Raw genomic sequence first — 19,479 nt, 5'->3', positions numbered from 1 at the left:
GTGGTGAGCGCTCGGCGGTGGACATCGCCCGGCGCGACCGCGCGAACGCCGAGGGGCGTGGCGTCGAACGAATCTGTTCGACGCCACGCCCCTCGGCGTTCGCTGTGGACCGTCAGTGCGCGCCCAGGCCGCCGCTGCCGAAGCCGCCGCTGCTGTTCTTGCTCCAGCGGGGCCGCTTCTTGTCCGGGCTCGGCCGGGTCCCCTGGCTGCCGTGCACCTCGTAGGGCGTCAGCCGGCGGTCGCTCTGGGGGATCTCGTCGGGCTCGCGGTTCAGCTGCTCCTCACGGACGGGGCCGCCCTCGGGGATCCGGGGCTGCTCGTCGGGGCGCGGTCGGCGCGGCTCACGAGCGCGTACGCGGGCGCCCAGCCACAGGGCGCCGATGAGCATGGCGACCACCACGAGGCCTGCCACGAACGGGGCGGCACCGGCCAGTACGCTTCGTTCTGCGGCTATATCAGTCCATTCCATGTTCATAAGGGATGAATACCCCCAATATGTCGAGTGAACCGGTCCGCTTCGAACGGCTCGTGCCCGGGTGCCCTGTCCGGACTCCCGGAAACGGAACCCCCCGAACCGCGTGCCGGGCGGATCCCGGCGGCCCGTGTTTGGCGCGAGGGGCACCGGCTACCCGCCCGGGGTGACCACGACGACGACATCCCAGCAGGAACTCATCCAATTCCTCGAGGACCGCTTCGCCTGTGCGCAGGCGTGCACCGAATGCGCGCGGGCGTGCGCGCTACGGGCGAGCCTCGCCGATCCCGACGGGCCCGAGGCCCAGGAGAAGATGCGCCGCAAGGGCATCATGTGCGCGGAGGTGTGCGACGCCACGTGCCGGGCGCTCTCGGAGGAGGCCAACCTCGACGAAGCGGGCATCCGCCTCCAGGTGGAGTGGTGCCGCACCGTCGCCCTGGAGTGCGCACGCGTCTTCGACGATTCTCCCGGGGCCCACGACGGTGCCAAGGCCTGCCGAGAGTGCGCCCAGGCCTGCACGGACTTCCTCACCACCCTCCGCTGAGCCCCCGGGTGCCGGAAATGGCCCCCGCCTCCGCTCTTCCCCCTTACTGGAACACGTTCTAGCGTGTGCGCCGTCAGGTCGGCCTTGGGGAGCCTGGAGGCGCCGTGCACCTCGAATACACGCCCGAGCAACAGCGGTTGCGCACCGAACTGCGCGCCTACTTCGCCGAGTTGGTTCCGGAGGGCGCCTACACCCGGCATGCCGACCCGGCGGCGCAGAAGCGCTTCTACCGTGCGACCATCCGCCGCCTCGGCGCCGACGGCTGGCTCGGCGTGGGCTGGCCGGAGGAGTACGGCGGACGCGGCCTGACCGCGATCGAGCAGTTCATCTTCTTCGACGAGGCCGCCCAGGCGGGCGTTCCGCTGCCGCTGATGGCGCTCAACACGGTCGGCCCGACGATCATGCAGTTCGGCACCGAGGAACAGAAGTCGTACTTCCTGCCGCGGATCCTGTCCGGCGAGCTCGACTTCGCCATCGGCTACAGCGAGCCCGACGCCGGTACCGACCTGGCCGCGCTGAAGACCCGCGCGATCCGGGACGGCGACCACTACGTCGTCAACGGACAGAAGATCTGGACCACCAACGGCGACACGGCCGACTGGGTGTGGCTCGCGGTGCGCACCGACCCCGACGCCCCGCCCCACAAGGGCATCACGATGCTCCTCGTCCCCACCACGGAACCCGGCTACTCCTGCACCCTCATCAACACTCTCGCCTCGCACGACACCACCGCCAGCTACTACGAGAACATCCGCGTCCCCGTCTCCCGCCGCGTGGGTGAGGAGAACAAGGGCTGGCGGCTGATCACCAACCAGCTCAACCACGAGCGCGTCACCCTCGCCGCCCACGGCACCATGGCCATCCGCTCGCTGCACAACGTCCAGCGCTGGGCCATGGAGACCAAGCTCGCCGACGGCCGCCGCGTCATCGACCTGCCCTGGGTCCGTCGCCGCCTCGCCCAGACCCACACCAGGCTCGACGCCCTCAAACTCCTCAACTGGCGCATGGTCAGCGCCCTCCAGGAGGGCACCCTCACCCCGCAGGACGCCTCCGCCGTCAAGGTCTACGGCTCCGAGGCCCGCCGTGACGCCTACGCCTGGCTCATGGAGATCGTCGCCGCCGCCGGCGCGCTCAAGGAGGGCTCCGCGGGCACCGTCCTGCACGGCGAACTCGAACGCGGCTACCGCTCGGCCGTCATCTTCACGTTCGGCGGGGGCAACAACGAGATCCAGCGCGAGATCATCTCGTGGATCGGCCTCGGGATGCCCAGGGTGCGACGCTAGCCGCCTTGTGACGAGGATTCATAGTTGGCACAAAAGAGGGATAGTTGTCACCAAGATCACGGCGTTCTCAAAGGTGACTGCGCATCACCTCAATGCACTCGGCTCGAGCGGCGTTTGATCGGTCCCGCGGATACGGCACCCCGAGGTTCATGCCGCTGTCCGTGGTGATCGGCGGCTGATCCCAGGCGAGGCGCATCTGTGCCCCGGCCTCCGCCCTGGCCGTGGCCGTGGCCACAAGCGTCGCGTAGGGGCCCGCGACCGCCGATGCCTCGATCTGGAGCCACGCCTGGTGGAATGCCATCCGGGCCAGTAGGCCGCTGACCTCGTCGGTGAGCTGTTGCCGTACGGTGGAGGAGGATTTGGGGCGTCGTCGTATGCGGTACGGCATTTCCAGGTACTCCTCGACCGCTGTCAGGGCTTCCGCGAAGGTCTTGGCCCGACGTTCTTTGCGTACGGCCCGTTGGTTGAGGGCGTACGTCAAGAAGGCGCCGAAGAGGGCGATGAAGGGGACAATCAGTGCGGCGGTCTGGGCCCAGGTCCAGCCGCCGTCCGTCGCTTGTGCCGCCGCGATGACCGCCACGCATCACTCTCCGGCATGCCGTGAGGCGCATCCTCTACGAGCCACTGGCCGCCCTGCTCACCGCCGGTGAGCCGCCAGTAGTGTTTGAGGAACAAGTGTGTGCGGACTGTCTCGATGAGGTCCAGTAGCCCTTTCGAACTCGTCCAGCGTTGCTCTGCCGGGTCGAGCGGGTACCAGAGGCAGAGGGCGTCGTCGAACCTGTATCGGTGCTTTGACGGGACTCCGGGCTTGGCGTGCACGCGGGGGAAGTCCTCGGGCCGCTGGCCGTAGGTGGGGTAGGGCGGGTTCGAGTGGAAGCGGATCTGGACGTCGATGGGGTCGGGTTCGCCTATGACGTCGAGGCCGGTGAGTTCGTACGTCAACGACTCTCGGTCGTAGGTGTGTTGGAGCGCGTCGCCGAAGTGTTGCCGGGCGTCCCGTTCGAGCGGTGCCCACCATGACGGCTGGACCCCGTACCAAAGGGGCATGGCGGTCAGTCTCCCCAGGCCCGGGGCCGGGTCGACGTGCCCAGCAGGGTGGCGAGCCCCAGTCCTGAGGCGGCCGTACCGCCCGCGAGGACGGTCCGGGCGAGGCGCGCGGCCTCCTCCGGTGTGCCGTCCGCGTCCGGCACGAGCTCCGGGAGCACCTGGTGCAGCGCGTGCTGCGCACTGAGCGGGCGCCCGGCCTTCTCATGCTCGATCGCGAGGTCGATGTACTCTTTGGCGGTGTGCAGCCGCTTGTGCACATCCCGACGCGGCATGTTGAGCGGGATCGGGCCGGCCACACCAGCCGGGTCGGGCGTCTGCCCCTTGTCAATCTCGTCCGCCGCGTAAGTGAAGAAGATCTGCAGCGCGTTGATAGGCGGCATGGGCTCCTCGAGGCACCCCAGGCAGAGGGCCTTGATGTTCCAGGAGCACATCGGCTTGCTGTGCGTGCAGTTCCAGTGCTTCAAGAGCCGGACCGTACGAGCGAAAACCACATCGGTGTCCTCGATCGCCTGGAGCACCATCCGGGTGTGGGTGATCGGGTCGGCGAAGCGTACGAGCACGGCGCGGCGCCGGCCTTCGACCTCGATGGTGAGCTTGTCGAACTCGTCATCGAGGTCCTCATGGATCACCTCGCGGACCGTCTCCATGAGGTCCCGGGCGCTTCCTCCCGTCTGTAGACGCTGATCGTCCATTCGGTCATATGGCTGGCGAGGTGATGTCCTGAGAGATTAGGGGCAGCGCACGCGGTGAAGGGCGCCTGGTGCGGGATGTCGCAGTTGGCCTTTGCCCGCGGAACGCGTGAAGAAGGCCTCGTGGAGTGCGGCGATCTGCCGCAGCAGGTCGCAGGGTGTGAAGCGTCCGTCGTACAGGTAGTCGAGGGCGCCGATCTCCGCGAGGCGATCGGCGACCGGTCTGCTGAGATGTAACGGGTCGATTCCCAAGCCGGTCGCCTCAGCTCTCGGGATTCGTGACAGCGTCGGATCGGCTGGCTGACCGCTGCTTCTGCCTCCCCTTCGGCAAGAGCTCCCAGTGCAGATCTCCTGAAGCGAGGGCCATGCTCCAGGAGGCCAGGAAGTTGGCCAATTGGTCGAGCACGGGGAACAGAGCCTCAGGAACGAGTCCACACTCACGCGCGATCCGGTCCATGTCGGCACACCCGCGACCCGTTGAGAAGTCGGTGTGCGCCGCAAGGCAGAGGGCGGTCAGCCGCAGAGACGGGTCGTCGACTTCCACACAGCCACCTCGCCCCCATACGCAGCGCCCAGTCGGCAGCGCTCCTACGGTCTGGACGTGCGGGGCTCTGAGTAAACGACACGCCGTCGAGGATGTGGGCGCCTGCCATACTGGCGTTAGAGCCCGGGGCGGCTGGCGTTCTGCGGAGCCACCGGGCCCGCTCCAGCTCACACCACGGGAGCGGATTGGGGCCAAGGCGAAGACTGCGCAGGACCCCGGTCGGCAGCCGGACCTCCCCCTTGGAGTCCATGCGCAGTGCACACTGCACGGCCAGCAGCCGGGTTGCGGCCCCCGTGTGGCTCGGGAGGGCTGCGGCCAAGTAGCTGAGCATCTCCCGCACGCGAATCTGGTCGCCCGGCCCTCTGGATCGTCGTTGCCGACGCCGCGAGGGTCCGCCTGACGATGCCACGGCCACACGCAGGAAGGTTTCCGGAACCACGGCGGCCTGCGCCGTCATCGACGCGCAGGCCGTACAGGCGTCGGCAAGACGCCAGAGCCGTCCTCCCCGCTCGCCGGCGAGGAGCAGACGGACGGGGCCGGCACAGCCGCGGTGACGGGGATGCCAACGGCAACCCCGCTCGTGGCACTCGCAGGTGCGCATGTATGACGGCAGGGCGTCGCGCCGGGCATGTCCGGCCAGATGCTCGAGCGCTGCGGAGCGCGCGGATACGTCGGCGAGCAGCACGCCCCGGTGGTCGCACTGCTGACACACAAGCTGCGGCCTGCCAGAACCTGGCCGCAGCTCCACAGTCCAGGCATGCCGCGCTGCCGGGCGTGTTGTGCAAAGCCTCATAGGGCGCGCGCTCCTCCTAATTCTGCTTCCGCGCTCGTCGTCTGCTCAAGAGAGCGACGGCCGCACACGGTAGTGCAGACCTCTGCCCTCGCGCCCGCGCTGCGACCTGGAGAAATAGGGCAGAGGTCTGCACTGACAGGGCAGGGGTCTGCCCCGTCGGATGGTCGGGTGACGATCTTTCCGCCCGATCCGGACTTCGAGGCGCTCCGCCTGGAGCTCGCGCGCCTGCGGGCGGCCCGAGGATGGAGTCATGACGAGCTCGCCGCCCGTAGTGGGCTCGCCAGAGGGACTCTCATCGAGATTGAGCAGGGCCGCACGGTCGGGACTCTGAAATCCTGGCACGCCCTCGCGCACGCCCTGAGCCCCCCTGTCGACGACCTCTTCGCCACCCTGTGCAGCGGACACGAGCCTCCCGGGCAATCCGACGACTGACCGCTTTCAGGGCGACGTTGACCAACGCTCGAACGGGTGACTCCACGTGAACGCACAATCGCATCTTCGAAAGCCAGTCTCACCAGATGCGACACTTCGGGGGACACCTACGGTACTGGCGACGGCTGGACGGCGTGTCGGCTGACAGATTCGCCGTATGCACTCCACACCCCCTTTTCCGCACCGCTGGGATGGCAGCCGCGTCCATGTCCGCGTGAGGCGTTCCCTATGCGTAAGCAACGACAGCGCCAGTCGTCTCGTGCGATGCGGTCAGAGTGACCGCTGCCGGGACTGCGGCAACCGAATCGAGTGGTACCACCGCACTCAGAGGTCCTGACAAAGGCGTTGGACGTGGCGGTGGGTGATCAGACAGGTGGCGAGGCCGAGGAGCGCTTCGTGGATGTCGTCGCGTCGTTCCCAGCGGATGCGCAGTCGGCGGAAGCCGTGCAGCCAGTCGATCGTCCGCTCGACCACGTAACGGAAGATGCCCAGGCCGGAGCCGTGTGGCTGGCCTCGTTCGGCGATGACCGGGCGGATGCCGCGGGCCCGGAGCAGTCGGCGGTACTTGTCGTGGTCGTAGCCGCGGTCGGCCAGGAGCGCGTCGGGCCTGCGCCGTGGCCGGCCGACGACACCGGCCACGGCCGGGACCTGTGTCCAGCAGCGGGATCAGCTGGGTGATGTCGTTGCGGTTTCCGCCGGTCAGCGACACCGCGAGCGGGATGCCCTGGCCGTCGGTGAGGACGTGGTGCTTGCTGCCCGGCCGTGCGCGGTCGACCGGGCTGGGCCCGCTTTTGGGCCGCGCCGGGCCGCCCTGACGGCCGTGGCTGACGGTCTTCCGCTTCCCACGTCGACTCGCAGTCGGTCAAGAGCGCTTCAGGTAAGCAAGGCAACTCGCGGCTTGGCTGGGGGCGCAGCTCTTTGGCGCACCGTCAGCCCCGCCGGACCGCCCCGAGCTGGGCCCGGTGCAGGTCTGGGGCGGTGAATCGCTGCGCCACCGTGCGCAGGACGCGGGCCATCGCCTGGGCGGGTGGGGTGGCGGGGCGTGCCGCGGCGCGGGCGAGGAGGATGCGGCGGGTGGGAGCCGGGACGTCGGAGGCGAACGGCAGGAGGCGTACGTCGCTGCGTCGGCTGGTGAGGGCCAGGCGGGGTGCGAGCGCGATGCCGAGACCGGCGGCGACCATGGCCTGCGCCTCCTGGTAGTCGTGCGATGAGTAGGCGATGCGCGGCTCGAATCCCGCCTGGCGACAGCTACGGCGCAGGACGTCGGCGACGGGATGGTTGTCGGCGCGGATGATCCACTCCTGCTCGGCGAGGTCACCGAGGCGCACGGAGGGATGTGTACGCAGAGGCGAGTCGGCAGGGACGACCAGCACGGTGGGGTCGTCCAGCAGGTGAGTGAGGGCGAGCGCCGGATCGTCGAGTCGGTTCCATTCGTAGTCCCAGAGCAGCCCCTGCTCCACCTCGCCGGTGTGCAGCATCTCCCTGAGCTTCGCGAGGACTCCGGCGCGTACCTCGATGCGGATGCCTGCGTGGCGGCGTCGGAAACGCGTGAGCGCCAGCGGCAGCAGGGACGCGCTCGCCGTGGGGAAGGAACCGAGCCGCAAGGTGCCCTGGTCGAGGGCGGTGAAGGAGTCCAGGTCGGCCTGGGCGGCACGGAGTTCCAGGCGGATGGCCTGACCGCGTTCGGCCAGCGCGGCACCCGCCGGGGTGGGGCGGATACCGCGGGGCAGCCGCTCGATGAGGGGCTGCCCCGCCTCCTGCTCCAGCAGGGACATCTGCTGGGAGGCGGCGGAGGTGGTCATGCCGAGGGCTTCCGCCGCCGCGGTGAGTGAGCCGCGTTCGGTGGCCTCGGTGAGCAGCAGCAGACGGCGCACGTTGAGCATGCCGTCGACTTTAGCTGAGCTAAACCCAGGTGAAGCGAACTGCGATTGTTCCGAAGTCATGCCTCTGCGAAGGTCTCCGCAATCGCCGAGCGGTTCACCGGCCCGCAATGAGCCCGTAACCGCTTCTCGGCCCTTCTCCCTCCCCTCCGTTGCCCCAGAAAGAGCCTCAGACGTGCACATTCCCGCGACCCTGGTGCGTGGCGGCACAAGCAAGTGCTGGCTGTTCAACCAGGTCGAAGTCCCGACCGACCGTGGCGCCCTCGAAAGGCTGCTGGTCGCCGCGTACGGCGCCACCGATCCCGTGGAGCTGGACGGGGTGGGCGGGGCAACCCCCACCACCTCGAAAGCGGCCGTGGTCAGCGCCTCACCCCAGCCTGGCGTCGACGTCGACTACCTGTTCGCCCAAGTCGGCATCGGGACGGGCTCGGTGGAGTGGACGAGCAACTGCGGCAACTGCGCCACCGGCGTCGCCCTGTACGCGGTGACCAAAGGAATGGTTCCGGTCACCGGCGACCGGACGCGCGTGGTGATGCGCAACACCAATACCGGCGCTGTCCTCGAAGGGACCGTCGACACCCCCGGAGGCGTGGTGCACCACTTCGGCCGCCAGACGGTACCCGGCACCCGTGCCGGCGGGGTCGCGGTCGGCCTCACCTTCCGCAACCCCGCCGGTACCACTGCCTTACTGCTCCCTACCGGCCAGGCCGCCCAGGACCTGCGGGTCGGCGCCGCCGAGCCGGTACGCGTGAGCATGGTGACCGCAGGAGCTCCGGTCGTCCTTGTCGACGCCGCCAGTGCCGGGCGTACCGGTGCCGAGTCACTGGAGCGGATGAGCGCAGACGTCCCCTGGCTGCGCACCATCCGTCATACCGCCGCCCCCCTGATGGGGCTGCTCCAGCCGGGCGAGGAACCGGGCGACGCGGTGCCCAAGGTGGGCCTGGTCGGCCCGCCGGTCCCGTACACCACCACCCTCGGTGAACCGATCGGCGCGGCGGACTACGACGTGTCGGTGCGCATGCTCACCATGAACGCCCCGCACTCCGCGATCGGCCTGACCTCTGCCGTCGCCGCCGCGGCGGCCGGGCTGCTGGAGGGGTCCGTAGTCTCCCGGACCACGGGGGGCCCGACCGACGAGTGGTTGCGTCTCGGCACGCCCGCCGGCGTCGTCGCGGTCCGCTGCACCGACATCAGGGACGGCCTGCCGCACCGGGTCACCGTGCAGCGCGCGGCCCGTCTCCTCGCCGACGCCCGAATCTACGTACCGGAAGCAGGCAGCACACAAGCCGCCTGAGCCGCGACGAACATCACCTCGGTCAGGCCGGCTCCCAGCCGTCCACACCGGGATACCCTCGCGCCCTCGGGGCGCGCCACCCCGTCCCCACCGCACCAAGGACAAAGATGTCTGCTGAAATGATCTCCATAGGCGCCCTGCTGGTGATGTTCGTGGTCGGTACCGTGCTGCCGATCAACCTGGGCATCCTCGCCTTCGTCGCGACCTTCGTGGTCGGCACCGCCTCGCTCGGCCTCACCGAGGACGAGATCTTCGAGGGGTTCCCGGCGAAGCTCTTCGTCACCATCGTCGGAGTCACCTACCTGTTCTCCGTCGCCCGCCGCAACGGCACCATCGACTGGCTCGTCTCGGCCGGGGTGCGGCTGGTACGCGGCAAGGTCGAGCTCATCCCCTGGGTGCTGTTCCTGGTGGCCGCCCTGCTGACGGCGTTCGGTACGTTCACCCCGGCCGCGGTCGCGATCCTCGCGCCGATCGGCATGAACTTCGCCTACCGCTACAAGCTCAACCCGCTGGTCGTCGGCATGATGGTGATCAGCGGCGGGCACGCGGGCGCGTTCTCCCCGCTGGCCGTCTCCGGTGCGCTGGTGCTCGGCCTCGTCGACAAGACCGATTTGCAGGTCTCCGCGGTGACGCTGTTCAGCGCCAGCTTCGTGATCAACCTGGTGCTCTCGATCCTCACCTACGCCCTGCTCGCCAAGCGTCCCGCCCCGCTGGTCGAGGGCGCCGCTGAGGCAGCCGACGACGAGGACGTCGCCGTCTCCGGCAGGCCCGATTGGCGGCAGGGGCTCACCCTCGCCTCTCTGGTGGCCCTCGTGGTCGGCGCGCTGGGCTTCCACTTGGAGATCGGCTTCCTTGCGCTGGCTGCCGGCGCCCTGCTGGCCCTGGTGGACATGAAGCGGCAGGAGAAGGCCGTGGACGGTGTCAGCTGGTCCACCCTGCTTCTGGTCGCGGGCATGATGACGTACATCGCGATGCTGGAGAAGGCCGGCATCATCGAGGAGATCTCCGAACATGCCGCCAACCTGGGCGCCCCGCTCGTCGTCGCCCTGCTGCTGTGCTTCACCGTGGCCATCACCTCCGCCTTCGCCTCCTCCACCGCGATCCTCACAGCGATCATCCCCATCGCCGTACCGCTGCTGCTCTCCAGCCACCTCAGCGGCGCCGGACTGATCGCCGCGCTCGCCGTCTCCACGACGATCGTCGACACCTCTCCCTTCTCGACCAACGGAGCACTCGTCCTCAGCAACGCCCGTGGGGTGGACACCCGCCGCTTCTACCGCCAGGTCATCGGCTACACCGGCGGAATCGTCGCCCTCGGCCCCGTCGTCGCCTGGGGCGCCCTGGTCCTGCCCTGGTCATAGCGCAGAAGACCGACGACGGACAGCGGAGGGCGCCGAGCTGGACCACGCACGGCGCCCTCCTTGCTGATTCTGTGTGCAGGACCAGGGCTGGACGAGCTGGTCGATGAGGACTGGGGGCGCCGCTACGGCCGACCGGTCCGATTGGGTAAGAACCCCACCAAACCCAAGACCAGGATCCTCGCCACCGGAAACGACGCCGTCCGGCTCCTGGAGCACCTCTACCGTCACGGAGCAGACCGCACGTTGGGCCCGCGTGTCCAGGCCCTGCGCCAGATCATGGTGCAGAACTACCACCGTGACGCCGCAGGACACCTGCGCTGGCGCACTGCCGAGACGGAAGGCGGGCCCGGGCTGCCGCCCTCGTCCCGGGCGGTCGTCTCTCCCTACGACACCTCGGCCCGCTACGCACGGCACGGACACATCGTCAGCTGGAAGGGGTTCTCCGCTCACCTGACCGAGACCTGTGCCCTTGACGGCCCCAACGTGATCACGGACGTGGCCACCACCGCGGCCACCACCCACGACAGCAAGGTCCTGCCCGGCATCCACACCCGCCTCTCCCGCCGCGGACTGCTGCCCGCCGAGCACCTGGTCGACGCCGGCTACACCTCCCTGCCTCACCTGGAACAGGCCACCCGCGAACACCAGGTCACCGTCTCCGGGCCGCTGAAGAGCAACCCCACCCGCCAACACCGCCGAAATGAGGGCTTCGCCCGGGACGAAGGTTAGGGCTTGCCGGGATCAACACGTTGGTTTGATCTTGGTTTCGTCAGGGTCGAGGAACCGGGCGACGTCGTCTGGCGTGCGGGAACGGGCTGTTGAGGCGGGGAGACAGACACCGTTGGCCTCCAGTAGCGGGCGTACGTCTTCCACTGCACGGCTGATGGTCATGGCAGTGGTGTTGAAGAGCTGGCCGAGAAGCTCCTGAAGACTGTGTTTTCGCAGGTAGAGGATGGTGACCAGGATCTGGTCGGCGGGGGTGAGTGTGGGTTTGCGGCCGGTGCCTGGGGCGACGCGGCGTGGTCCGCCGCGGGCTGCGGGGCGGACCTGTTCGCGGTGCTCTTCCAGCGCGAGGATCAAGGTGTCGGTGAGGTCGCTGAGTTGCTTGCGGGGCATGCCGGTCAGTTCGGGGTGCTGCAGGTCGTGGAGCATGAGGGGGCGAGAGCCGCAGGCCGACCCTCCGCCGTTCCGGGGAAGGTCCGGGAGTGGTGGGTGGCCTGCGGGGTGGAAGGTGTAGTTCCAGTCTCCGTGGAAGCGGTGGCGTGTGATGGGCAGGGCGGCGATGGCCTCGTCGCTGATGCGGAGGTCAGCGCAGGCGGTCCTTGGCCTTGTAGTAGGCGCCGCCGAACGGCAGGAACCAGGCGGTGCCGTTGTAGAAGGGGACGGGAACCTTGGGGAAGCCAAGGTCACGCAGGGGGTTGGCCTCCGGCTTGCCGTCCATCATCTCGGCGACCGCCCTGCCCATGTAGGTGGCCATCTGGACTCCATGGCCGCAGTACCCCATGGAGTAGTACAGGCCCTTGGCCCCCTGTGCCTCACCCGCGTGCGGGAGGCGGTCCCAGGAGAAGCCGACCATGCCGCCCCAGACGTAGTCGACCCGGACGCCCGCCAGTTGCGGGAAGATCTCCGTCATCTCCCGCTTCAGGACGTCCCCGCTCTTCACGTCGGAGGCCGGGTTGGAGGGCGCGAAGCGGGCCCGGCCGCCGAAGGCGAGGCGGTTGTCGGGGGTGAGGCGGATGTAGTGGCCGACGTTCTTGGAGTCGACCACCAGGCGCCCGTTGGGAATGATGTCGCGAGCGCGCGCCTCGCCGAGCGGTTCGGTGACGATGATGAAGCTGCCGACGTTGATCAACCGCTTCCGGAACCAGGGCAGCGCCTTGTCGGTGTAGGCGTCGGTGGCCGCCATGACCTGCTTGGCGCGGATGGTGCCGTGCATGGTCTCGACGAGGAAGCCGTCGCCGGGGGTCCTCGTCAGGCCCGTGGCGGCGTTCCGTTCGTGGATCTCCGCACCGGCGTGTTCCGCGGCCTCGGCCAGGCCATGGACGAACTTGCCCACATGCAGGGCCGCGCCGAGCGGGTCGAGCAGCGCGCCGTGGTAGTAGTCGGAGCCGAGTTCGGCGCGCAGTTCACTCTTGGTCAGCAATACCGTGTCGTGGCCGAAGTTCTCGGCCAGATCGCGCTGCTTGGCCCGCATGGCGTCGAAGTGCTGGGGTTTGAAGGCGACGCCGAGGCGCCCGGCACGGTGGAAGTCGCAGTCGATCTTCTCCCTGACCGCGAGCTCCTCGACGAGGTCCACCGCATCGCGGAACGCATCGTAGATCTCGCGGGCGCGCTCCATCCCGTAGCGTTTGCGGGCCTCGGCCGGGCTGATGGTGATGCCGGGGTTGCAGTGGCTGCCGTTGCGTCCGGAGGCTCCCGAGCCGACCTTGTCCTTCTCGACGAGGACGACCCGGGCGCCCTTGCGGGCGGCGTGGTAAGCGGTGGACAGTCCGGTGAGGCCGCCGCCGATGACCACCACGTCGGCCTCGTCCGGCAGGTCCTTTCCAGACCGGTCGGGCAGGGCGGGAGCGGTGTCGAGCCAGTAGGGGATCTGCTTCATGGCGTGCGTCCTTTGCGTTCTCTATCCTGTGTCGCCGTGTCGCCGTGGGGTCAGCAGCCGAGCAGGGCCGGCAGGCCGGACAGGTCGGGCAGCTCGTCGAAGGGCTGGTAGTCGGCGCTGCCGCGGGCGCCGATGGAGCCGTTGTGGCCGTAGCGGTTGATCCACACGCGGCGAGCGAGGCCGAGGTCGCGGGTGGGGATGAGGTCGTACTCCCAGCCCTGGGCGACGTGGATGACCTGGGCGGGGTCGATGTCCATGGCCTGGAAGGCGTACTCGAAGGTCTGCCGGGACGGCTTGTACGCCTTGGCCTGCTGGGCGGTGATGACATGGTCGAACTCCACGCCGATATTGGCCAGGTTCTGGGCGATGAGGTCGTCGTCCGTGTTGGAGATGATGGCGATCTCGTACCGGGACTTCAGCGCCCGCAGGGCGGCCGGGACCTCGGGGTGTGGGCCGAAGGTGGGCACGGCCGCGACCAGGGCCTCGCCGTCGGACTGCCGGTACTCCAGGCCGTGCAGACGCATCGCTATCTCCAGGCTGGCGGGCAGCAGCTCACGGAAGGGGCGGTATGTCTCCAGGACGGCGTGGAACCGCATGATGCGGAAGTCGTCGAGGAACTCGTCGACGTTCAGACGGTCCAGGTCCAGCCGGTCGGCCAGGAGCTTAAGGGTGGTGGGGCCGAGCTGGAAGTCGACCAGGGTGCCGTAGGCATCGAAGGTGACGATCTGGCGCATGGCGTTCAACCTTTTCCGGACATATGGGACACCCTGTTGGCGGGGAGTCACGATTTCGTCGAGTGCGGCCAGGTCGGCCGCATCGGGGGTTCAGGAGGCTGCCGAGGCGTGAGGGGGCGACCTGTTTAGGGGGATGGGGGCTGAGGGGATGCCCGAGGGGCCGCCACTGAAGGACGAGCCCCCGGACAGGGCTGGAGACGACGAATGCCGATCAGGCAGTCGGCGGCAGCATCATTACTGCTCCGATGCGATGAGCCTCTCTCCGGCTCGAGGTGATGCGTCAGTGAAGCACTGTGGAGAATCCGGCAACAAGGGACGTGAGGCCGCGAGATCGACCGCGTATTTTGTGCCTGTGCACAATTTCCTGTCAGGGATCCGATGTAGTTCTGCCCGAACCGAATGGGTCTCTGAGAGGCACCGCGAGCGGCTCCGGCGCGAGCTGCGGCCGCTCGGCGCTGCTGCCCGGCGGCGTGACTGGGCTGTCGGCCGCCAAGGCTGCCGTCCTCATGAAGGGCATGTGGCCTCTGACCGCCACGCTTTGGCTCCAGCTCTCTCGGTCGCGGCCCCGGCCGGTTGCCTCGCCCCGTCCAGCGATCGGTGGATCAGGACATCGTCGCCCGGAAGCGGGCGCCTGCGTCCGTCTCCAGCCAAGCCAGGGCGAGGACCAGCCGGGCGGCATCCTTCGGTCGGGACAGCTTCAGCCCGGTCGCCTCTTCCGCAGCCTGCAGGCGATTGCCCACCGTGTTCCGGTGACGGTAGGTGTGTGCGGCCACCTCGGCGACCGAGCCCAGGTCGAGGTACCAGCGCAGGGTCTCGACGATGCTGTCGCTGTCGCGCAGCTCGAGCAGTGGGCGCAGCACGCCGGTGGCCATCGCACCGGTGAGCTCCTCCTGCGCCGACATGATCGCCCCGATCCAGTGGCCCTCCACGTGCCGCACTCCGGGCTGCGCGGAGCTGCGGATCGCGGCACGTGCGAACCGGATGCCCCGCGCCGTCAGCGCCAGCCCGGGGACTTCCGCGACGCCGCAGCGCCACGGGGCGAACGGCCGGAGCATGGCAAGCATGGCCTCTTCATCGCGCCGTCCGTGACCGATGATGCCGAGGAGCTCGTCGCCCATCCATCCGAAGTGACGTACCAGGCCGCCCCGACGCAGCGCATCGTCGACCTGGGACACAGCCGGGTCCCCGGTAGGAACGGATTCGACCACGACCACGGTCAGGGCGACGTTCTCGGAGAAGCCCAGCAACGTGGAGGCCTCGGCGACGGTGGAGGGATCCTGCTCCCCTTCCAGGACCAGGCGGCTGAAGGCGCGGTTGCGCACCTCCGTACGACGGCTCGCCAGGTCGCGCTCGGTGCGGCGGTAGGCGTCGACGACCTCGACGCTGTTGGCGTCCGTCGCCTCCCAGACGCGGATCAGTCCGTCGAGGAAGTCGGGATCGGCGCTGATGCCACGTGCTCGCCCCTCTGCGAGCACGGCCTCCCACAGGGTCCTGAGGTCCAGCTGGAAGGAGTGCATCAGAGCGGTCAGGGGGAACGCCTGCTCCGCTCGCTCGCGTCCCACGTCCTCGGTGGCGCGTGAGACCGTCCGAGGCACGGGACCGCCGGCCAGCCGGGTCAGGGCGAGTTCGAGGGTTCGTCGCATCCCCTCCCGTTTCTGGACCGGGTCCCAGTCCGCCGACGCGTAGGCAGGCTCCTCGGCCTCCAACTGTTCGAGAGCACGAGAGGTCAGTTCGTCGAGTCGTTCCTCGAGGAGCCGGCGCGCGATCGCCTGCACGGCGTCGTGGCGGGCCCCGCCCTGACGGCGTCCCGGGCCGCTCATGAGGACCGCCCCTCCCGACGACAGCCGTCACCGGACGGATCCGAGGCCGTCTCCGGGTAATGCCGCTGACATGCCGGTGGGGCTCCGTAGCAGTAATTGTGCACAGGCACAAAATACGGGGTCGATGTCGCGGCTTCGCGTCCCTTGTTGCCGGATGCTCCGCGGTGTTTCATCTGACGCATCACCTCGGGCTGGAGAGAGCTCGTGACATGACCACGCACTTGGAGCAGCTATGGCACTTCCGTAAGCACCTGATTCCCAGTCCGTCACCTTGAGCAGGCGCTGCTGAGGGGCGCCGCGTTCCTCGGCTCAGTGTCGGCCTTCCGCTACGGAGCCCACCAGGAGGCGATGACCAAGGCGGCCGAGCCAACCAGTTCGCCAGCAGAGCGGGATCGAGATCACCCAGGACTTCCCCAGAGACTGCGCCGAGCTCAAGGCGAGGGTCGAGGGGGCCACGAGGACACCGCTGGAGCCCGCCGAGGCGCTGCGCGGGGTGCTCGCCGCCAACGTCACCTGGGACGCCATGACCGCCGCCGCGTGAGCAGATGACCGGTCTTCGATGAGCGCTCCGCCCTTGACGGACGGCCCGCCTCGGACCTGATCGCCGACTAGCCCCAGGTGGTGAAGCGCGTCCTGGCCGGGCCCCTGCGGCCGTCGGAGTGGGGCATCGAGGGGAAGTGCCAAACGGGGGAGTCCGCCCTGGACCTGTCGCTCGTCGACTTGGCCGAGGTCTGCGCAGCCCGTGAAGCGATCGAGACACAGCCGCGGCAGCCCTGCCCGCCTCCTCCCAGGAACCGCATCGATCGGACCGTCCGGGAGCTGGCTGACAGCGTCGGGCAAAGGTCCGACACGGGTGGCGGCGGGGGACTGGCCACGACCTGAGCGTCGTGACGCAGGCTCCCGGTGAGTGATGAGCGACCTGACGACGAGAGAGAGAACGAACCGATGACCTCAGCGACCGCCACCGGTCAGGACGGTACGACCATCCCCGGTCACACCGGCCAACTACCGGGCTCGCTCCTCGATCACGTGCTGCGGCAGTCCTTCGGACTCGAGGGATATGTCCAGCACCCACTCGGAGGGGAGGTCGACCAGAACGTCCGGATCACCGGCGACGACGGCATGCGCTACTTCGTACGGGTCACCCGCGCGGAGCCGGACTCAGCCGACGTCCTCTGGCAGAACTCGCTCCTCCAGCATCTGGCCTCCACCGTTCCCGACCTTCGGGTGCCACGACTGGTCCCGACACGCGAGGGGAAGTTCCTCGCCGCCGTCCTCCACGAGGGCCGAACGCACGTGGTCCGCGTGATGAGCTGGATCGAGGGCCGGGTCCTGGCGGATCTCGACGACCACCCCGCGGCGCTTCTGCGTCAGCTGGGAGAAGCCGCTGGACGCCTGAGCCTCGGACTCTCCAGCCTGGAGCCACCGGTGGGCCTGGAACCGCACGACTGGGACATGCGCCGGGCCTCCGAGATCGTCGAGGCGTCGCTGCACGCTGTACAGGACGCGGACCGGCGGGAGTCGGTGCGCACGATCATGGGCTGGTACGACGATCTCCTGCCGGCATGGGACCGACTGCCTCGGAGCGTCGTACACCAGGATCTCAATGACGCCAACGTCCTGGCCGACGCCGACGAGGACGGGGCGCTGAGGATCTCGGGCATCGTCGACCTGGGCGACTCGCTCTACAGTGTGCGCGCGGCGGAGGTGGCGATCGCGGCGGGTTACGCCATGGTCCGCAAGGCCGACCCGCTCGCTGCGGCGGCCGAAGTCGTGGCCGGCTTCCACTCGGTGCTCCCCCTCACAGCTGAGGAACTGGCGGCTGTCTATCCGTTGGCGGCCGCCCGGCTGTGCATGAACGCCGTGACGTGGACGCGCCGGGTCGCCGAGAGCGACACGCCGTACGGGCGGAGCCGCATGCAACACACCTGGCCGGCGATCGCGCAGGTGGCCGAGGTCTGCCCCGACGTCGCCGAGGCGACGTTCCGGGTCGCGTGTGGGCTCCCCCCGACGCGGGAGCAGCGGGGTTTGGAAGAGGTCCTGGCAGAGGCGGCCCGAGACGGTGCCCCGTACGCACCGGCCCCGCAGCTGCTCGACCTGCGACCGGCAAGTGATCTCTACGACGAAGTCGACTGGCACGAAGCGAGGGCGGTGCGCGCGAGCATCGACAACCTCCTCGACCGACGACGGCGACGGGGCTACGTGCCCCACCTCAGCGCATCGCTGCTCCTGGAGGGCCGGCGCCGCCCAGGAGCCGACGAGCCCGCGACGGTTCAGATCGGCGGCTCGCTGATCGTGGCAGACGCCGAGGAGGTTGCCAGCCCGCTGTCCGGCGTCGTCGAAGCCCGCGGTGGCGCCGGTATGCCGCTGGTACTGCGACATGCGGTCGAGGGGCTGGAGTTCTGGACGTGCTGGTGGGGACTCGACGACACGCCGCCCGTTGCGGCGACAGTCCCGGCCGGGGCGCCGTTGGGACGCGCCGGCGCGAGGGATGAGACGGACCCACTCGGGCCCTGCGTCCAGGTGCAGGTCCACCGCACCTCACGGATGGCCACGTGGCCGCCGCCTCGCGCCGTGCCGCCCTCCGCACGGCAGGTGTGGAGCCACCTGTCACCCGACCCCGCCCGGCTCCTCGGGTTCACCGAGTCCTCCGTCGCGGCCCCCACCATCGACGACGTCGTCTCAGTACGCCGTCGCCACATCGCCCGCTCCCAGCGCAACTACTACCGCAACCCGATGAACCTCGTGCGTGGGCGGGGCGTGTGGTTCCACGACGAGGACGGCCTGGCCTACCTGGACTCGCTGAACAACGTCACCCACGTCGGCCATGCCGAGCCACGGGTGACGGCCGCCGCCACCCGACAGCTGCGCAAGCTCAACACCAACAGCCGTTTCGTCTACCCGCAGATCGCCAGTTACGTGCAGAAGCTGGTAGCCACCCTGCCCGACCCGCTCGAGGTCGTCTTCCTCGTGTGCACCGGCAGCGAGGCAAACGACCTGGCCCTGCGGATCGCCCGCCAGGTGACAGGCCGTCAGCACATCGTCAACATCGACGGCGCGTACCACGGAAACACCGGCGCGGTGACCGGGATCAGCCCGAACCGATACAAGGGCCCCGGCGGCGCCGGCGCACCCGCGACCACCCACGAGGTCGTCATCCCGGACCGCTACCGCAGCACCTACGGGTACGACGACACGGACGCCGGAGACAAGTACGCACGCGACGCCGCGGCCGTCATCGAGCGGATCACGGCCGACGGCCGGCCCCCGGCCGCCTTCATCGCCGAGTCCCTGATGGGATCGGGTGGGAACATCGTGTTCCCCGACGGCTACCTCGACGGCGTGTTCACCGCTGCCAGGCGGGCGGGCGCCCTGTGCATCTCCGACGAGGTCCAGGTCGGCGTCGGACGACTCGGGCCCTGGTGGGGGTTCGAGCTCCAGGGGGTGGTCCCGGACATCGTCACGATGGGCAAGCCGCTCGGGAACGGGCATCCCCTCGCGGCGGTCGTCACGACTCGGGAGATCGCCGACGCGTTCGACACGGGCATGAAGTACTTCAACACCTTCGGCGGCAACCCGGTCTCCTGCGCGATCGGCGAGGCCGTGCTCGACATCGTCGAGCAGGACGGGCTGAGGGAGAACGCCGTGAGCGTGGGCGGGTACTTCGCCCAGTCGCTGCGCGAACTCCAGCAGCGCCAACCGCTCATCGGTGACGTGCGGGCAGAAGGGCTCTACCTCGGCGTCGAACTCGTCCGCAACCGCACCACCAAAATGCCGGCCACCGAGCAGGCCTTCATGGTCACCGAGTTCATGAAGGAGCGAGGCGTCATCGTCTTCCCCAATGGCGTGCATGACAACGTACTGAAGATCAAACCGCCCATGACCTTCCGCCGCGAGCACGTGGATCTCTACGTCGACGCGCTGGACGAGGTCCTGTCCCTGCCCGAGCTGCGCTCGGCCGTTCAGTCCTGAGACGGGCAACCGTCT

At 69.0% G+C, this 19,479-nt stretch carries 17 protein-coding genes and 2 pseudogenes; 8 read left to right on the top strand and 11 right to left on the bottom strand.

The genetic code is table 11. From position 1 onward, the window contains the following. Positions 1-112: 112 nt before the first annotated feature. Positions 113-475 carry a DUF6479 family protein gene (locus tag H4687_RS04915; protein ID WP_046917145.1) on the bottom strand — a complete coding sequence of 121 codons (363 nt, stop codon included), beginning with the start codon at positions 473-475 and terminating at the stop codon, positions 113-115. Positions 476-638: 163 nt separating this feature from the next. Here H4687_RS04915 and H4687_RS04910 point away from each other — a divergent pair, with 163 nt between their 5' ends. Together H4687_RS04910 and H4687_RS04905 are read left to right on the top strand one after the other, a co-directional pair. Further along, positions 639-1,016, top strand: coding sequence for a ferredoxin (locus H4687_RS04910; protein WP_046917152.1), 378 nt, complete (start codon positions 639-641; stop codon positions 1,014-1,016). 104 nt (positions 1,017-1,120) lie between these two features. Beyond that, positions 1,121-2,299 carry an acyl-CoA dehydrogenase family protein gene (locus H4687_RS04905; protein WP_046917146.1) on the top strand — a complete coding sequence of 393 codons (1,179 nt, stop codon included), beginning with the start codon at positions 1,121-1,123 and terminating at the stop codon, positions 2,297-2,299. A 67-nt stretch (positions 2,300-2,366) separates the two neighbouring features. Here H4687_RS04905 and H4687_RS04900 read toward each other — a convergent pair whose 3' ends face one another. The 4 genes from H4687_RS04900 to H4687_RS04885 form a co-directional block, all read right to left on the bottom strand. Continuing rightward, complete coding sequence (locus H4687_RS04900) at positions 2,367-2,879, bottom strand: hypothetical protein (RefSeq protein WP_046917147.1); 513 nt, start codon at positions 2,877-2,879, stop codon at positions 2,367-2,369. Then, a complete protein-coding gene (locus tag H4687_RS04895; protein WP_225966603.1) occupies positions 2,813-3,346 on the bottom strand; it encodes a hypothetical protein in 534 nt (177 codons plus the stop codon). The genes H4687_RS04900 and H4687_RS04895 overlap by 67 nt, the downstream gene beginning before the upstream one ends. Before the next feature lie 5 nt (positions 3,347-3,351). After that, positions 3,352-3,993, bottom strand: a complete 642-nt coding sequence (locus H4687_RS04890) for a type 2 periplasmic-binding domain-containing protein (protein ID WP_046917148.1) — start codon at positions 3,991-3,993, stop codon at positions 3,352-3,354. A gap of 81 nt (positions 3,994-4,074) precedes the next feature. Then, a complete protein-coding gene (locus H4687_RS04885; RefSeq protein WP_046917149.1) occupies positions 4,075-4,287 on the bottom strand; it encodes a hypothetical protein in 213 nt (70 codons plus the stop codon). A 1,253-nt stretch (positions 4,288-5,540) separates the two neighbouring features. Between H4687_RS04885 and H4687_RS04880 the strand changes: the two genes are divergently transcribed. Both H4687_RS04880 and H4687_RS46205 read left to right on the top strand, forming a co-directional pair. After that, positions 5,541-5,804, top strand: coding sequence for a helix-turn-helix transcriptional regulator (locus tag H4687_RS04880; RefSeq protein ID WP_046917150.1), 264 nt, complete (start codon positions 5,541-5,543; stop codon positions 5,802-5,804). A 157-nt stretch (positions 5,805-5,961) separates the two neighbouring features. Continuing rightward, the gene (locus tag H4687_RS46205; protein ID WP_143685504.1) at positions 5,962-6,141 is read left to right on the top strand and encodes a DUF6083 domain-containing protein; all 180 of its coding nucleotides are present in this window, start codon (positions 5,962-5,964) and stop codon (positions 6,139-6,141) included. Here the strand turns inward: H4687_RS46205 and H4687_RS04875 are convergent. Further along, positions 6,129-6,671: pseudogene (locus tag H4687_RS04875) on the bottom strand (IS5 family transposase); the annotation flags it as partial. The gene H4687_RS46205 and the pseudogene H4687_RS04875 sit on opposite strands and share 13 nt — an antisense overlap. A 62-nt stretch (positions 6,672-6,733) precedes the next feature. Then, positions 6,734-7,687: a LysR family transcriptional regulator gene (locus H4687_RS04870; RefSeq protein ID WP_050399664.1), complete on the bottom strand. Its 954-nt coding sequence runs from the start codon at positions 7,685-7,687 to the stop codon at positions 6,734-6,736. Between the two features lie 172 nt (positions 7,688-7,859). Here H4687_RS04870 and H4687_RS04865 point away from each other — a divergent pair, with 172 nt between their 5' ends. The 3 genes from H4687_RS04865 (at position 7,860) to H4687_RS04855 (ending at position 11,068) form a co-directional block, all read left to right on the top strand. Beyond that, positions 7,860-8,978, top strand: coding sequence for a PrpF domain-containing protein (locus H4687_RS04865; protein ID WP_097250984.1), 1,119 nt, complete (start codon positions 7,860-7,862; stop codon positions 8,976-8,978). Positions 8,979-9,085: 107 nt separating this feature from the next. Beyond that, complete coding sequence (locus tag H4687_RS04860; protein WP_225966602.1) at positions 9,086-10,339, top strand: SLC13 family permease; 1,254 nt, start codon at positions 9,086-9,088, stop codon at positions 10,337-10,339. 60 nt (positions 10,340-10,399) lie between these two features. Continuing rightward, complete coding sequence (locus H4687_RS04855) at positions 10,400-11,068, top strand: hypothetical protein (protein WP_179860205.1); 669 nt, start codon at positions 10,400-10,402, stop codon at positions 11,066-11,068. Positions 11,069-11,080: 12 nt separating this feature from the next. Here the strand turns inward: H4687_RS04855 and H4687_RS04850 are convergent. From H4687_RS04850 to H4687_RS04835, 4 genes and pseudogenes are all read right to left on the bottom strand, one after another. Beyond that, positions 11,081-11,644, bottom strand: a pseudogene (locus tag H4687_RS04850) (transposase family protein); the annotation flags it as partial. Position 11,645: 1 nt separating this feature from the next. Continuing rightward, a complete protein-coding gene (locus H4687_RS04845) occupies positions 11,646-12,938 on the bottom strand; it encodes an NAD(P)/FAD-dependent oxidoreductase (RefSeq protein ID WP_046912877.1) in 1,293 nt (430 codons plus the stop codon). A gap of 50 nt (positions 12,939-12,988) precedes the next feature. Beyond that, positions 12,989-13,672: a haloacid dehalogenase type II gene (locus H4687_RS04840; RefSeq protein WP_050399678.1), complete on the bottom strand. Its 684-nt coding sequence runs from the start codon at positions 13,670-13,672 to the stop codon at positions 12,989-12,991. A 602-nt stretch (positions 13,673-14,274) separates the two neighbouring features. After that, positions 14,275-15,492, bottom strand: a complete 1,218-nt coding sequence (locus H4687_RS04835; RefSeq protein WP_050399679.1) for a PucR family transcriptional regulator — start codon at positions 15,490-15,492, stop codon at positions 14,275-14,277. A gap of 945 nt (positions 15,493-16,437) precedes the next feature. On the opposite strand from H4687_RS04835, the gene H4687_RS04830 reads away from it, so the two are divergent. Next, positions 16,438-19,464 (top strand): aminotransferase class III-fold pyridoxal phosphate-dependent enzyme, encoded by a 3,027-nt coding sequence (locus H4687_RS04830; protein ID WP_050399681.1) that lies wholly within the window; start codon positions 16,438-16,440, stop codon positions 19,462-19,464. Positions 19,465-19,479: the final 15 nt, after the last annotated feature.

Source organism: Streptomyces stelliscabiei, from assembly GCF_014873495.1.
GTDB lineage: Bacteria > Actinomycetota > Actinomycetes > Streptomycetales > Streptomycetaceae > Streptomyces > Streptomyces bottropensis.
Note: the sequence above shows the minus strand (reverse complement) of the source record. Positions and strands in the feature narration are given on the sequence as shown.